Source organism: Siphonobacter sp. BAB-5405 (genome assembly GCF_002872335.1).
Taxonomy (GTDB): domain Bacteria; phylum Bacteroidota; class Bacteroidia; order Cytophagales; family Spirosomataceae; genus Siphonobacter.
Genome location: NZ_NJAG01000016.1, coordinates 47,817 through 63,086, shown reverse-complemented (window position 1 = coordinate 63,086; position 15,270 = coordinate 47,817). Strand labels below are relative to the sequence as shown.

Sequence of the window (15,270 nt, the reverse complement as noted above, 5' to 3'; positions counted from 1 at the left end):
CACATTCCATGTCGGAATTCCATTCTGGGACTCAAGCCGCCTACTTCCTCGGCAATGTGGTGGCCTTGAGCCAGATGAAAAGAGCGGTGGGTGTGCCGGCATGGGATGCCCGGCATGGAATGCATACGGACTAAAAGACCAGCCGTCTCAGCAAGACGAATAACGAACCTGTGATTGAATAAAACAAACAACATTTTACCTAACTTAAACAACAAATCCTATGAGTGCAGTTGACAGTAATGGCAACGAATTAAAAGATGGCGATTCAGTAGTCGTGATTAAAAGTCTGAAAGTAAAGGGTACCTCCATGACGCTGAAACAGGGAACCGCTATCAAAAATATTCGCCTGACCGATGATGAGGAAGAAGTGGAATGTAAAGTGGAGAAAACCAAACTGGTCCTGAAGACCTGCTTTTTGAAGAAATCTTAACGAAAGCACCTCATACAAGAGCCCGCCCGGCATTTCTACCGGGCGCTCTTGTATAAAGCAGTAACCTTACAACGATACCGGTAATTCCGTTGCGGCGTCGTCCGCAATCTGGCGGGCATTTTCCGTACCCAGCCAGCGATCAATCAGATAATGGACGAGGTACAAAATGGGGATAGTCAGCAGGGAAATGATGAATTTGTACAAGTAATTATTCAAGGCTACCGAAAGAGCCTGTCCCGCCGACCAGTTACCAAAAATATAAAAGGCTACAAACACCACCACAAAGCTGTCAATGAGTTGCGATACTATCGTGGAACCCGTCGCCCGAATCCAGATGTACTTGTGACCGGTATGCTTGCGGAGGTACTGAAAAACGGTAACGTCTAGAAACTGAGCTAACAAAAAGGCCGTAATCGAACCAATAATGATGCCTAAGCCCTGACGGAAAATGACTTTGTAGGCGTAGTCGATGTTGAAATTGGTGGTACCCCTGTTAACGTCAAGCCAGAACTGGGCCGGAGGTAAGGTCGTAGCCGCGTAGATGATGAAGAAGGAATAGACAATGAGTCCCGCCGTCAGAAACGACAACCAGCGAACCCCTTTTCGGCCGAAATACTCATTGATCATATCGCCAATGATGAACACCAGTGGCCAGTTAAGAGCCCCCGCTGCCTGGTTGAACGACCACTTGTCGCCCCAGGGGGTCGGGATGTTAGCGGAGGGTAAGCCCAGTACGCCTTCCACGGAAAAAATTTTACCGCCAATGATCTCGGCTACCAGGGCATTCGCAATAAAAAAGCCAGACAATACAAAAAACAGAATCTGCCGTTTGGAGGCAAATAAAGGTTGATCATTCATACGGAAAGATACGATTTTGAGTGAGGGAGCGGCACCCAAACATATGTATTCAAATGGGGAATAGACGAAAAAGTCAGATGCTTTGCGAAACATCTGACTTTCGGTTTTATTGCGGCAGAACCACCAGGGGTTCTTCAACGGTTTTCTTTTCAGTACCCTGCTCCAGGAACGTTTCAATCCGGTCAATCGCCACGTTGAGCTGCTCGACGGGTGGGAGGGTTACGATGCGGAAGTGGTCGTCTTTGGCGTAGTTGAAGCCGGTACCGGGAACGAGAAGTACCCGCTGCTCCACCAACAGTTCGTACACGAACTGTTCATCGTTTGCGAAGCGGAATTTTTTCAGATCCAGTTTCGGAAACAGGTACAACGCTCCTTTGGGCTTCACGCAGGTAATACCCGGAATGGCCGTAATCCGGTCGTAGGTAAGTTGCATTTGTTTGTACAGCCGTCCGGTAGGAATCACCAGGTCGTTAATACTCTGATAACCGCCCAAAGCCGTTTGAATAGCAAATTGAGCCGGAACGTTGCCGCACAGCCGCAGACTGGCCAGGAGATTCAATCCTTCAATGTATGACTTGGCCCGGTGTTTGGCTCCACTCAGAATCAGCCAGCCGCCGCGAAATCCGGCTGCCCGGTAGTTTTTAGAAAGCCCGCCGAACGTCAAACAAAGCGTATCCGTGGCCAGGGTACCCATGGGGTAGTGAATGGCTCCGTCGTACAGAATCTTATCGTAAATCTCGTCCGAAAACAGCATCAACTGGTGCTCTTCGGCAATCCGGGCAATGCGGGCCAGTACGTCCTTGGAATATACCGCTCCCGTTGGATTGTTGGGATTGATCAGGACAATGGCCTTGGTACGACGCGTGATTTTGCGTTCAATGTCCTGAATATCGGGATTCCAGTCCGAAGCTTCGTCGCAGATGTAGTGAACGGGCTTACCACCCGCCAAAGCTACCGAGGTCGTCCAGAGCGGATAATCGGGCGAGGGAATCAGTACTTCATCCTCATCGTCGAGCAGGGCCTGCATGGTCAGTAGAATCAGCTCACTCACGCCATTGCCAATGTACACGTCGTCGATGGTAACCCCCGGGATACCAATGCTCTGCGTGTAGTGCATGACCGCCTTGCGGGCTGCGAACAAACCCCGGGAATCAGAATAGCCCTGAGCATCCCGAATATTTACGATCATGTCGTGGATGATTTCGTCGGGAGCATCAAAGCCAAACGGAGCCGGATTGCCAATATTTAACTTGATGATTTTGTAGCCCTGAGCTTCAAGTTCCAGAGCTTTTTCGTAAACGGGACCACGAATTTCGTACCGTAAACTGTCCAGTCGCGTCGATTTGTAAAAGGCCATAGGCGTCGGTCACCCCTAATTTTTTCTAAGCAAAAAACTACCCCTTCGAGAAACTAAAAAATTTTAAAATATGTCATGGTATCCTCGGTTGGGGTTTGCAATTTCGCGTTATTTGGGAAAAGATGGAGTGATTTCAGCAGATTATTCTGTTTTCGAACAAAAATCAGATTCTTTTCGCGGGGGAATCACCCCTTTTTTCAACCGATTCAATTATTAATCAAACCGGAGAGCTTGGGTCTCAACGGATTACCTCTACCATTTTCATGACACTTACATCCAACAAGGTACGCGTTCTGGTCGTAGGCTGTGGCAATATGGGAGCCTCCCACGCCCTGGCTTACCAAAATCTGGACGGATTCGAAATCTGCGGGATTGTTTCACCCGGAAAAAGCAAGGAAGTGCTTAATGAGAAATTGGGCGGCGGTTATACGCTGTTTAATGATTACGAAACGGCTTTGACCGAAACCCAGCCCGACGCCGTTTGTATTTCTACGTATCCCGATACACACGAGCCGTACGCGATCATGGCCCTGGAACAAGGAGCCCATGTGTTTATCGAAAAACCCCTGGCGGATACCGTTGAAGGTGCCAAACGCGTTGTAGCGGCGGCCGAAAAAGCGGGTAAGAAAGTGGTGGTAGGGTATATTCTGCGGCACCATCCGAGCTGGGAGAAATTCGTGGAAATCGCTCAGGACATGGGAAAGCCACTGGTGATGCGGATGAACCTCAACCAGCAGAGCCACGGTACCATGTGGACGGTACACCGGAATCTGATGAAGAGCCTAAGTCCGATTGTGGACTGCGGCGTACACTATATCGACGTCATGTGTCAGATGACGCGGTCGAAGCCCGTGCAGGTAAACGCCATCGGGGCTCGACTCACGGACGAAATCCCGGATTCAAATTACAATTACGGTCAACTGCAAATCCGTTTTGAGGACGGTTCAGTAGGCTGGTACGAAGCGGGCTGGGGACCAATGATGAGCGAAACGGCCTTCTTTGTGAAAGATGTGATCGGACCGAAAGGCTGCGTATCCATCGTAGCTAAAGATGCCGGAGCGTCGGGTAAATCCGATAATGTTGATTCGCATACGAAGACGGAATCTTTACGGGTACACCGGGCTAAACTCAATCAGGACGACCAGTTTGTACAGGCCGATGAATGGATTAACCTGACCGACGAACCCGATCACAATGAGTTGTGTCAGCGGGAACAGCAGTTTTTCCTGAAAGCCATTCAGGAAGATACGGACCTGACGGATCACTTACAGGATGCCGTAAATAGTCTGCAAATTGCTTTTGCCTGCGACGAGTCCGTACGGACGGGACAGCCGGTAATGCTCTAAGTTTATAGATAACAACGGATAGATGATAGAGATTTTGACTGCCAGCTTTCGAGCTGGCAGTTTTTGTTTTATACGGATTTGGCCGTTCGAAACTCCGCAGGCCGTCGGTTGACCAGTTGCAGAAAGGTATTACTAAACGTCGATAAGCTGGTGTACCCCACGTCATAAGCGATTTCAGTAATGGATTTATCCGTTTGTAGCAACTCCTCAATAGCTCGTACAATCCGGTACATCTTGACGTATTGTAAGAATGAAAGTTCCATTTCCTGCTGAAAAAGCCGCGATAGGGTACGGGCACTCAGCCCGAATTCGTGGGCAACTTCCGGTAAGTGTAAAGGTCTGGATACGTGCTGTTGCAAATACGTGATGATGGGTAGCAAACGCTCGTTTTGCGTCGTGGGAATGGCAATGGGCAACGGATGCTGACCAATTTCGGGCAACAGGTACTTGAGCGTATGCAAAAATTCATAAGCGTAGACGCCGGGTCGAACCATACCCTGCCAGCATTCGGAAAAGAGAATCATTTCCAGCAATAAATCCGTAACGGGGTAAATACCCATTTTACTAAAAAACGGATGCGTCAGGTCGTTTTCCGAAGGCAGGTACAGATTGGTTACCCGTAACGTTGACGACGTGTGCAGTACATAGTGCTCCAGCTCGGGCGGAATCCAGATGAAATGGCGGGCGGGAAGAAAATAGGCTTTGTCGCGGGTATACAGATAGGAGATACCACCTTCAATATACGTAAATTGTCCTTTTTGGTGAAAGTGGTACGGAAACGTCTCTTCCTGCTTTTTATGAATAATGAATATTGAATCTTGAAATTGATCAATAGTCTGCAAATACTCCCTTGTATATGAATTCATAAAAGTAACGTATGGCTGAAATTGACAAATAATTGGCAATTTATATAAAATGGCTCAATTTGTATTATTCTAATTTTGTGTTTGTAAACGAGTAACGCAAAATGAAACGATGCATACGGGCTATACTGCTCGGAATCAACCTGATCGGAGTAACGCAGGCCCAAACCATTCCACCAGAAAACCATCAGACGCTTACGCTTACGGAAGCCTGGCAAAAGGCCGAACAGTTTAACAAAACGCTTCAGGAACAAAACCTTCGCATTCAGATCAGTCACGAAAAAGTGCAGGATACGAAAAGCGAACGGTTGCCCGAAATCGGAGCCAGTACGCAGTACGCCCGCATCACGAATCTCCCAATTTACGAACGGGGTATCCTGAATACGCCAACGCAGTACCCCGTGTTACACAACATGTTTCAGCTGAAGACCGAAGCCTACTTCAATCTGTACGAAGGAAAGAAACTGCAAACGAAAATCAAAAGCGAGGAGACCGAGCACGAACGGGTTGAGATTCAGAAAGAAGAAAACGTATCGCAGGTAAAGCTACGCGTAGCGGCGGTGTACCTGGATTTGCAACGAAGTTTGATATTCAAAGATTTAACGCTGAAAAATATAGAAGAAGCCGAAAAACGGCTGACGGAAATCCGTGAACTGCACAAAAACGGCGTTGTCATCCGGAGTGACCTCTTACGGGCCGAGCTTCAGTTATCCCGCCAGAAGATGGCCTTACGGGAAATCGAAAATTCCATCGCTATCACCAGTCAGAAATTGAATCTGATGATCGGGCTGCCCGAGACCACAACAATCCAGCCCGTAGCTCTGGTAGAGGGAGATTCGCTCAGTCGGAGCTATGATTCGTACCTGGATGATGCCTTCGCCCATGCCCACCTGCTGCGGATTTCAGCGAAAGAACAGGAACTAAACGGCCTCAGACTGAAAGAACTACAGGCGGATAATAAACCGAAAGTAGGGCTTTTCGCCGAGTATCAGTACGGCTACCCGCAGATTACGTTTTTCCCCTACACCGGAGCTTTATACGGTTTTGGCATGGGTGGTCTCAAGGCCTCTTACTCGCTTTCGTCGCTCTACCATAATAAACATAAAATTCAGGCTGCGGCTATTGACGTGCAACGTCAGGAAGTGATTACTTCCGATCGGCAAGATCAGGTCAAACAGGCCGTGAAGGAAGCGTACGTGCGATACGGTGAATCGCTGCAACGGATTCAGGTGGCCGAACTAAGTATCAGGCAGGCTGCCGAAAACTACCGGATTGTGAAGAATACCTATTTCAATCAACTGGCCTTACTGACAGATCTGATCGATGCCGATACGCAGCTCTTACAAAGTCAGTACGATCTGGCGGCGGCCCGATTGATGGCTCGACTTCAATACTATCAACTCTTACATACGACTGGAAATTTATAAGCCATGAACCCCTCATCCAAACAAACGCGAACCGATCGACTCATCACCCGGGTAACGGCCTGGGTGGCTTTAGTGATTCTGCTGGGATTAGCCGTCTGGGGCGGACAATCGCTCTGGGATATGTACCATTTTGAAGCAACCAACGATGCCCAGATCGACGAATACATCAACCCCGTGACGAGCCGCGTGACGGGTTACGTACGGGAAGTCTACTACAAAGACGATCAGGAAGTGAAAAAAGGCGATACGCTGGTGGTCATCGATGACGACGAATACCAGATTCAGAAAGCCGAGGCCGAAGCCGCCCTGATGACGGCAAAGGCTCAGATTGGCGTGCTGCACAGTAACACGATTACGTCTGATAAAAACGCGGTGGTCAATCAGTTACAGATTGGAGCGGCCAAGGCCAAGCTCGTCAAACAACAGCAGGATTACGATCGGTACGAGAAATTGCTCGCCACGGAATCCGTCACCCGGCAGCAATTTGAGAACGTGAAGATGGCCCTTGACGTAGCGAAATCGGAGTACGAGGCTTTACAGAAATCATACGAAACATCCTTGTCCAAAACCGATGACATTACGGCTCAGAAGGCCGTCGCTCTGGCGGAAATTAAACGCCGTCAGGCCGTGCTGGATGAGATCAAACTGAAGATTTCCTACGCCGTCATTCGGGCTCCGTACGACGGAAAAATGGGCAAGAAAAGCATTCAAAAGGGCCAGTTAATTCAGGCGGGGCAAACGCTTGCTTTCATGGTGGATTCCGAAGAAGGAAAGTGGGTCGTTGCAAACTACAAGGAAACCCAGTTACAGCACATGCACATCGGTCAGCCCGTGAACATCGAAACGGATGCCTTTCCCGGACAAGTTTTTCACGGTGAAATTGTCTCGCTGTCGGCCGCCACGGGTTCCCGCTTTTCGTTACTGCCGCCCGATAATGCCACGGGAAACTTCGTGAAAATCATTCAACGCGTGCCGATCCGGATCAAACTCACCGACGACACGAATACAACGAAAGGATTGCGGGCGGGTATGAACGCCGTTGTAACCCTTAAGAAAGGAGCGTAACGATGGAAACCCTGCCCATATTCAAACGCTGGGTACCCGAGTGGTTCATTCGGGCTACGCTGTTCATCGTACTGATGCCGGGGCTATTTCTGCTGGGTCTATATGCCGGAAACGTCAATGAAACCGTCGGCTATTACGGCATTGAGCCTGCCGACGTGCAGTTTTCCATTCTGGTGTATTACGTGGCACTAGCGAGCTTTTTTTCGCTGGAACAACGGCTGGTCAGCTATTTTGCGGCGAAACATTACTTTCTGCTTGGCCTTCTGCTAACGATCCTGATTAACCTGGCCTTGTACCACGTGCGTCAGTCACACATTCTGTTTGTCCTTCGGTTTTTCCAGGGAATCTGTATCAGTGGGATTATCGCTACTTCCATGAACCTGATTTTCTCGCGGATGCGTACGGAACGGGTTCGTATCATGGGCTACACCGTGTTTTACGGACTGCTGCTGGTCTCGGCTCCCTTGTCGTCGCTGGTGGTTTCCTGGGCCTTGCAGTACCTGGAATTCAATGCCTTGTATATGCTCATGATTTATATGCAGCTGCCCGGAGCCATCCTGCTGTTGCTGATCATGAATCACGTACGGTTGAAACGCCACATACCCCTGTATCAGGTGGAATGGATCAGTTTCGTACTGATGGTTCCGGCCTTGCTGATGTGGGCGTACATGATGGTATACGGACAACAGGAAAATGGCTTGGATTCACCCAGGATCTGGTTCTGTTTGCTCGGGAGTCTGGCTTTGGCGACCTTGTTTATCTTACGGCAGCGGTCCTTGAAACGTCCGTATATCAATCTGAGCGTCTTTAAAAGTTCGTCGTTCGTGCTGGGACTGCTGATCCTGCTGGTGTTTTACGTATGCCGGGGGGCCTTGGGGTTAAGCTCAACGTACTTTGCCACGGTATTAAAAATGGACCCGATTCACGTCTCCGAACTAATGCTGGTCAATATGGCGGGCATTGCCGTGGGGTCACTGATCGTATCCCGATTCGTCATTCTTAAAAAAAGCCTGCGACTGATTTTACTGACGGGCTTTGCCTTTCTGGGGATATTTCACGTCTGGATGTACAGTTTGTTTTCCAACCAGGCCGAACCGGTTTATTACGTCATTCCGCTGTTTCTTCAGGGACTAGGGGCTGCCACCCTGATGGTCCCAATCATTAACTTCTACGTGTCGGCCGTACCGGCGTCGATCAGTAGTTCAGCTTCGGCGGTGGGGATTCTCGTGCGATTTACGGGTTTTAGTTTAAGTATGGGGATTTTGAATTTCACCCGCCTGTTTTCGAAAAGTCTGCACTACCATCGTTTACAGGATGAGGTAACTGCCACCAACCCGTACACGCTGCAACGCTTAGCCCAGTACAGGGAAACGCTGATGCACCAAGGTATGGCGGGGGATCAGGCCAGTCTGGCGGCGAGCAAGCTGTTGAGTCAAACGGTAGATCTGCAAACCCAGCTTCGCTACTCGATGGATTATTACCTGATCGTGGCCGCTGTCATTGGCGTAACCATGCTGGCGATTGCCCTGGTACCTTACCTGCGGACGAAGCTTCTCTTTACGCGACAACCGCCGATACCGTTTTGATAGGATCATATGTACAAAGAAAAGCCCTCTGGTATATTCTATCAGAGGGCTTTTCTTCATTACTAAAATCTTATTTACACCACCGCAAACATCGACTTGGCTTTCGCCTCCAGTTTCGAAGTTCCACCGTTGAGGTAGCAGTCAGCGGCCCGGGCAGCTTCGCGACCTTCACTGATGGCCCATACCACCAGCGACTGTCCGCGACGCATATCACCCGCCACGAATACTTTGTCGATACCCGTCTGGTAATCATCCGAAAGGACGTTACCGCGGTTGTCAAATTCCAGTCCCTGTTCCGCCAGTTGCGACAGCAGACCTTCGCGTTGGGGGTGCAGGAAGCCCGCGGCAATCAGAGCGAGATCGCAGGGAACCACGCGTTCGTTCTGCTCTACGTTCTGAGCTTTGCCATCCACTACCGTCAGGACGATGTCGGCAATACGCAGGTGCGTCAGTTTTTCACCGTCACCGATAAATTCCTTCACAGAAATACTCCAGAAACGTTCGCAACCTTCATCGTGTGAGGTGCTGGTCCGTTTCATGTTCGGCCATAAGGGCCAGGGCGTACCGGGGTGACGATCTTTCGGGGGTTCGGGCATCACTTCTACCTGCGTAACCGAAGCCGCGGAATGACGGTTGGACGTACCGATACAGTCAGAACCCGTATCGCCACCACCAATAACCACCACGTGTTTACCCGTCGCGAGCAGTTCACCGTTTTTATAAGCCATACCGCGATGATCGTGTACGCGATCAATGTTGGCATTACGCTTGTTTTGCTGACTCAGGAATTCCATCGCCGGGTGTACGCCTTTGTTCAGATACGTATCCCAACCAATCACGTCTTTTCCATCCCAGGTTTTATTGATACCCCGGGCCACGGTCGAACCACCCGAAAGCATGACCAGATCATACTGATCGAGCAGTTCCGAGCCGGAAATTGCTTCGCCCACGTTAACGCCCGTTTTAAAGGTGATGCCTTCAGCTTTCATCACTTCCACGCGGCGGTCGATGGTCCATTTTTCCAGTTTGAAATCGGGGATGCCGTAGCGTAACAAGCCACCCACCTGATCGGCCCGTTCGTAAACGGTGACCCAGTGACCCGCTTTGTTGAGCTGAGCCGCCGCGGCCAGACCCGCAGGTCCGCCACCGATGACGGCTACTTTCTTCCCCGTACGGTCTTTCTCATCGATTTGCAGGGGCTTCACGTAACCGTTCAGAAAGGCGTACTCGATGATGGATTTCTCGATGTACTCAATCGTAACGGGGGGCTTGTTGATACCCAGTACGCAGGAAGCCTCGCAGGGAGCCGGACAAATACGACCCGTAAATTCCGGGAAGTTGTTCGTCGAGCTCAGAATTTCGTAAGCCAGACCCCAATTGTTTTCGTACACGGCGTCGTTGAATTCCGGAATGATGTTTCCCAGGGGACAGCCGTTATGACAGAAAGGAATACCGCAGTCCATGCAGCGGGCGGCATTGTGGGTCTGTACTTGTTCAAAAGACAGATCAATGTCAATTTCCTTGTAATCGAGTTTACGCTCAGCTACCGGACGTTTGCTAGGTAATTCTCGCGTAAATTCCAGAAAACCAGTTGGTTTGCCCATTGTACGTATGAATAGTGACTGCCCGAAGGCAGTACGAATGATCGAATTGGAAAACTTGAAAGGGGAGAGTAGAGAGGATTCCCAGGGGCGGGAACCCTCCCGAATCATTATTTTACCAGCACGTCTGCTACAAAGTCACCGTATACGACTTCTTTGTTCGCAATCTGATCGCTCAGGGCAATGCCTTTGTTGGCCAGAGCCTGCTTAAAGTCGGTGGGCATCACCTTCACAAACTGATCGGCAATGGTATCCCAGTTATCGAGTACGATGGTCGCCACTTTCGATTGCGTGTATGACTGGTGTTTCTCGACGTACATGCGGACAATGTTGTGATCTTCGCTGCTGAGTTTTTCCAGAGCAATCATTTCCGGATTGACCTTATCAGCAAAATCACCGTTTTTATCCCAGATATACGCGACACCGCCACTCATACCCGCACCGAAGTTACGTCCGGTATTACCCAGAATGATTACTAAACCACCCGTCATATACTCGCAACCGTGATCGCCGATGCCTTCGACGACTACTTTAGCACCCGAGTTCCGAACGCCGAAACGTTCGCCGGCCATACCCCGGATATAGGCTTCACCGGAAGTGGCTCCGTAAAAGCACACGTTACCGACGATACTATTCTGAGAAGGTATAAAGTCGGGTTTGATGTTACGGTCGGGGTAAATGATTAGCTCGGCACCGCAGAGGCCCTTGCCCACGTAATCGTTGGCATCGCCTTCAAGCTCCAGCCGCATACCGTTCGTACTGAAGGCTCCGAAGCTTTGTCCGGCCGTACCCCGGAATTTGAAGTGAATCGTTCCGGCGGGCAGACCTTTAGCCTTGTACACCTTCGTGATTTCGTTGGAAAGCATGGTGCCTACTGTCCGGTTCACGTTGATGATGGGGAATTCGCCCGTTACCTTTTCCTGGTTTTCCAGAGCCGCTTTGGCTTTTTCAATCATGGCCCAGTCGAGCTGTACGTCCAGTCCGTGATCCTGCTCTTCTACCTTCACCATCGGTTCGGTATCGTACATCGGATCGCGGTACAGAATGGCTCCCAGATTCACCGACTTGGCTTTCCAGTTCTGAACCCCTTCGCGTACTTTCAAACGCTCCACGTGACCCACCATTTCATTGATGGTCCGGAAACCAAGCTTCCGCATGTACTCACGTACTTCGTTCGCCAGGAATTGGAACAGATTCACCACGTGATCAGCATCGCCCGTGAACAGAGCCCGTAAGTCCGGATTCTGCGTGGCCACACCCACCGGGCAGGTATTCAGGTGACACTTCCGCATCATGATACAACCCATCGTGACCAGAGCCGCCGTGGCTACGCCGAATTCTTCGGCTCCAAGCAGGGCTGCAATAACAATATCACGACCCGTTTTCAGCTGACCATCCGTCTGAATGGTGACGCGACCCCGTAAGCGGTTGCGTACCAGCGTCTGGTGCGTTTCGGCCAGACCCAGTTCCCAGGGCAGACCTGCGTGCCGAATCGATGACAGGGGAGAAGCTCCCGTACCGCCATCGTGACCCGCAATCAGGATATGATCGGCGTGAGCTTTCGCTACACCCGTAGCTACCGTACCCACACCCGCTTCTGATACCAGTTTTACCGAGATACGAGCCTGACGGTTCGCATTCTTCAGATCGAAAATCAACTGGGCTAAATCTTCAATCGAGTAAATGTCGTGGTGGGGCGGGGGCGAAATCAGACCTACGCCGGGCGTCGAGTGACGCGTTTTTCCAATCCAGGCATCTACTTTATGACCGGGCAGCTGACCACCCTCACCGGGCTTGGCCCCCTGAGCCATTTTAATCTGTAACTCCTGAGCGTTCGTCAGGTATTCCATCGTCACCCCGAAACGTCCAGAGGCTACCTGTTTAATGGCCGAGTTCATCGAATCACCATTGGGCAGTACCGTATAGAAACGCTTCGGATCTTCACCGCCTTCGCCCGTATTCGACTTACCGCCGATCCGGTTCATGGCAATGGCCAGCGTGGAGTGAGCTTCCCAGGAAATGGAACCAAAGGACATGGCACCCGTCGCAAATCGAGTCATGATGCTCTGGATGGACTCCACTTCTTCGTCTTTCAGCCACTCCGATTGGGGCAACAGTTTCAGATCCAGCAGGCCGCGTAAAGTGGCCGTTTTCTGGGTCTGGTCGTCGATGGCTTTGCTATATTTCTTGAACAGCTCGAAATCGTTCTTCTTCGTCGATTGCTGAAGGGCGTGAACCGTTTCAGGATTGAAGAGGTGGAATTCACCCCGGTGCTTCCACTGGTACACGCCACCCACTTCCAGACGCGGATTGCCCACGTGAGCCTCCGGGAAGGCCTGATGGTGACGAATCAGTACTTCAGTTTGAATACCGTCCAGGTTCAGACCGCCAATCCGCGTAACCGTTCCGGTGAAGTATTCATCCACCACTTCTTTCGTAATACCCAGAGCTTCGAAAATCTGAGCTCCCTGGTAACTCTGAAGCGTGGAAATGCCCATTTTCGAGAAGATCTTGAGCAACTCACCGTTGACCGCCTTGATGTAATTCTGGCAAAGTTTATCGAAATCGTAGGGAACCGATACGAGGTTTTTATCCCGCATGTTCGAAATCGTTTCGAAGGCCATGTACGGGTTCACCGCTGCCGCTCCGAAACCGATCAGGGTAGCAAAGTGATGCGTTTCCCAAACATCACCCGCTTCTACGATCAGACCCACTTTGGCCCGTAAACCTTTGCGGCTCAGGTGCTGGTGGACGGCTGAGGTAGCCAGCAATGAAGGGATTGGAGCGTGGTTGGAATCCACGCCACGGTCGGAAAGCGTAATGATCTGGTAATCGTCATTGACGGCGTATTCCGCGTCCTCGCAAATCCGTTTGAGGGCTTTTTTCAGAGCACCCACGCCGCCGCTAGCCCGGAAGGTCGTGTATACCGTCTTATTGGTGAAATGCCGGGTGTCGATATTCCGGATTTTTTCCAGTTGTGTATTGTCCAGCACGGGCTGACGTAATTCCAGCACTTTGCAGTGTTCCGGTGATTCCGTCAGAATGTTTCCGTAACCACCCACGTAGCTGATCAAGGACATGATCGTACGCTCCCGAATCGGGTCAATGGGCGGGTTGGTTACCTGGGCAAACAATTGCTTGAAGTAATGGCTCAGGTGCTGGCTCTGGTCGGACAGAATCGCCAGTGGCGTATCTACCCCCATCGAACCGAGTGCTTCCTTACCGGTTTCCACCATCTGCGTCAGGATCATCCGGATGTCTTCCGACGTCATGCCGAATACCTGTTGCTTGGTGATGAGTTCCTTATCGTAAGGCGTATTCCACTCCGTTTTGGGTTCGGGCAGATCGTTCAGCGTGATTTTATACTTGTTCAGCCATTTCTGATAGGGCTGAGCCGCACAAATTTCGGATTTCAGTTCTTCGTCGGGAATAATGCGACCCTGCTCCATGTCCACTACGAACATACGGCCGGGTTGCAGACGACCTTTCGAAACTACTTTCGACTGATCGATGTCGAGTACCCCCGCTTCCGAAGACAGGATCACGGTATCGTCGTCGAGTACCCAGAAACGGCTCGGACGCAGACCATTCCGGTCGAGCGTAGCACCGATGATTTTTCCGTCAGTAAACGAAATTGACGCCGGACCATCCCAGGGTTCCATCAGGGCCGCATGGTATTCGTAGAATGCTTTCCGTTGCAGATCCATTTCCGTGTTACCATCCCAGGCCTCGGGAATGAGCATCATCATCACATGCGGCAACGAGCGACCCGCCAAATACAGTAACTCGATGGCGTTGTCGAGACTCGCCGAATCGGACTGACCCGCCGGACAAAGAGCCTCACGAATGATTTTCAGTTCCTCGTCGGAGAAAACATCCGATTTAAACAGGGCCGACGTGGCTTTGAACCAGCTTACATTTCCTTTAACCGTATTGATCTCACCGTTGTGAGCAATGAAACGGAAAGGCTGAGCCAGTTTCCACTCGGGGAAGGTATTGGTAGAGAATCGGCTGTGAACGATGGCAAAAGCCGAGGTCACCGATTCATTCTGTAAATCGAGGAAATAAGGCAGGGTTTGCATCGTCGTGAGCATCCCCTTATAAATAATGGTACGCGTCGAAAGTGACGAGAAATAGAACTTCTCGTTCACACCCCGTACGGCTTCGTTCACGACCCGCGTCACCAGTTGACGGAATACGTACAGCTTCCGTTCGAAATCCAGTTCACCCGTCAGGTGGGCCGGACGGCGAATGAACAATTGTTCCATCTGAGGTTCAGAGTTGCCGGAATCGGCTCCCTGAATATCCGCATTGTTCACGGGAACGACGCGGTAGCCCAGAATTTCCAGGCCCAGTTCCAGGGCCTGACGATGAATGACTTCCTTGCATTCCTGACGTACGGCGGAATCTTTCGGGAAGAACGTCATTCCTACACCGTAATCCCCGGCGGCGGGCAGACTAATGCCTTCCTTGGCACATACTTTCAGGAAAAACTCGTGGGGAATTTGCAGCAGAATGCCGGCTCCGTCACCGGAGTTCGGATCGCATCCACAGGCACCGCGGTGATCCATGCGTTCCAGAATCTGGATGGCATCGCGGACGGTACGGTGCGACTTGCGGCCTTTCATATTGGCAATGAAGCCAATGCCACAGGCATCGTGCTCAAATTCAGGGCGGTAGAGGCCCAGAGGTTGCTGGTTAGGCTGGTCAGACATATTCCTAACGGTTTGCTCGGTA

At 50.8% G+C, this 15,270-nt stretch carries 10 protein-coding genes; 5 read left to right on the top strand and 5 right to left on the bottom strand.

Annotated features, from left to right (window positions below):
- Positions 1 to 220 precede the first annotated feature (220 nt).
- Positions 221 to 430 carry a PhnA domain-containing protein gene (locus BWI97_RS14560; RefSeq protein ID WP_094816915.1) on the top strand — a complete coding sequence of 70 codons (210 nt, stop codon included), beginning with the start codon at positions 221 to 223 and terminating at the stop codon, positions 428 to 430.
- 66 nt (positions 431 to 496) lie between these two features.
- Here the strand turns inward: BWI97_RS14560 and BWI97_RS14555 are convergent, their stop codons facing one another.
- Positions 497 to 1,288 (bottom strand): queuosine precursor transporter, encoded by a 792-nt coding sequence (locus BWI97_RS14555; protein ID WP_102201576.1) that lies wholly within the window; start codon positions 1,286 to 1,288, stop codon positions 497 to 499.
- 106 nt (positions 1,289 to 1,394) lie between these two features.
- On the bottom strand, positions 1,395 to 2,645 hold the full coding sequence (locus BWI97_RS14550) for a pyridoxal phosphate-dependent aminotransferase (RefSeq protein ID WP_094816916.1): 1,251 nt from the start codon (positions 2,643 to 2,645) through the stop codon (positions 1,395 to 1,397).
- A gap of 263 nt (positions 2,646 to 2,908) precedes the next feature.
- Between BWI97_RS14550 and BWI97_RS14545 the strand changes: the two genes are divergently transcribed.
- Positions 2,909 to 3,991: a Gfo/Idh/MocA family protein gene (locus BWI97_RS14545; RefSeq protein ID WP_102201511.1), complete on the top strand. Its 1,083-nt coding sequence runs from the start codon at positions 2,909 to 2,911 to the stop codon at positions 3,989 to 3,991.
- Between the two features lie 68 nt (positions 3,992 to 4,059).
- On the opposite strand, the gene BWI97_RS14540 is transcribed toward BWI97_RS14545, so the two are convergent.
- Positions 4,060 to 4,857 carry an AraC family transcriptional regulator gene (locus tag BWI97_RS14540; RefSeq protein ID WP_102201510.1) on the bottom strand — a complete coding sequence of 266 codons (798 nt, stop codon included), beginning with the start codon at positions 4,855 to 4,857 and terminating at the stop codon, positions 4,060 to 4,062.
- 101 nt (positions 4,858 to 4,958) lie between these two features.
- On the opposite strand from BWI97_RS14540, the gene BWI97_RS14535 reads away from it, so the two are divergent.
- The 3 genes from BWI97_RS14535 to BWI97_RS14525 are packed head-to-tail and all read left to right on the top strand — an operon-like array spanning position 4,959 to position 8,932.
- A complete protein-coding gene (locus tag BWI97_RS14535) occupies positions 4,959 to 6,281 on the top strand; it encodes a TolC family protein (RefSeq protein ID WP_102201509.1) in 1,323 nt (440 codons plus the stop codon).
- A gap of 3 nt (positions 6,282 to 6,284) precedes the next feature.
- Positions 6,285 to 7,346: an HlyD family secretion protein gene (locus BWI97_RS14530; protein ID WP_102201508.1), complete on the top strand. Its 1,062-nt coding sequence runs from the start codon at positions 6,285 to 6,287 to the stop codon at positions 7,344 to 7,346.
- A 2-nt stretch (positions 7,347 to 7,348) separates the two neighbouring features.
- Positions 7,349 to 8,932 carry an MFS transporter gene (locus BWI97_RS14525; RefSeq protein WP_102201507.1) on the top strand — a complete coding sequence of 528 codons (1,584 nt, stop codon included), beginning with the start codon at positions 7,349 to 7,351 and terminating at the stop codon, positions 8,930 to 8,932.
- 74 nt (positions 8,933 to 9,006) lie between these two features.
- Here the strand turns inward: BWI97_RS14525 and BWI97_RS14520 are convergent, their stop codons facing one another.
- Together BWI97_RS14520 and gltB are read right to left on the bottom strand one after the other, a co-directional pair.
- A complete protein-coding gene (locus BWI97_RS14520; RefSeq protein ID WP_102201575.1) occupies positions 9,007 to 10,536 on the bottom strand; it encodes a glutamate synthase subunit beta in 1,530 nt (509 codons plus the stop codon).
- A gap of 107 nt (positions 10,537 to 10,643) precedes the next feature.
- The gene (gene gltB / locus BWI97_RS14515) at positions 10,644 to 15,248 is read right to left on the bottom strand and encodes a glutamate synthase large subunit (RefSeq protein WP_102201506.1); all 4,605 of its coding nucleotides are present in this window, start codon (positions 15,246 to 15,248) and stop codon (positions 10,644 to 10,646) included.
- Positions 15,249 to 15,270: the final 22 nt, after the last annotated feature.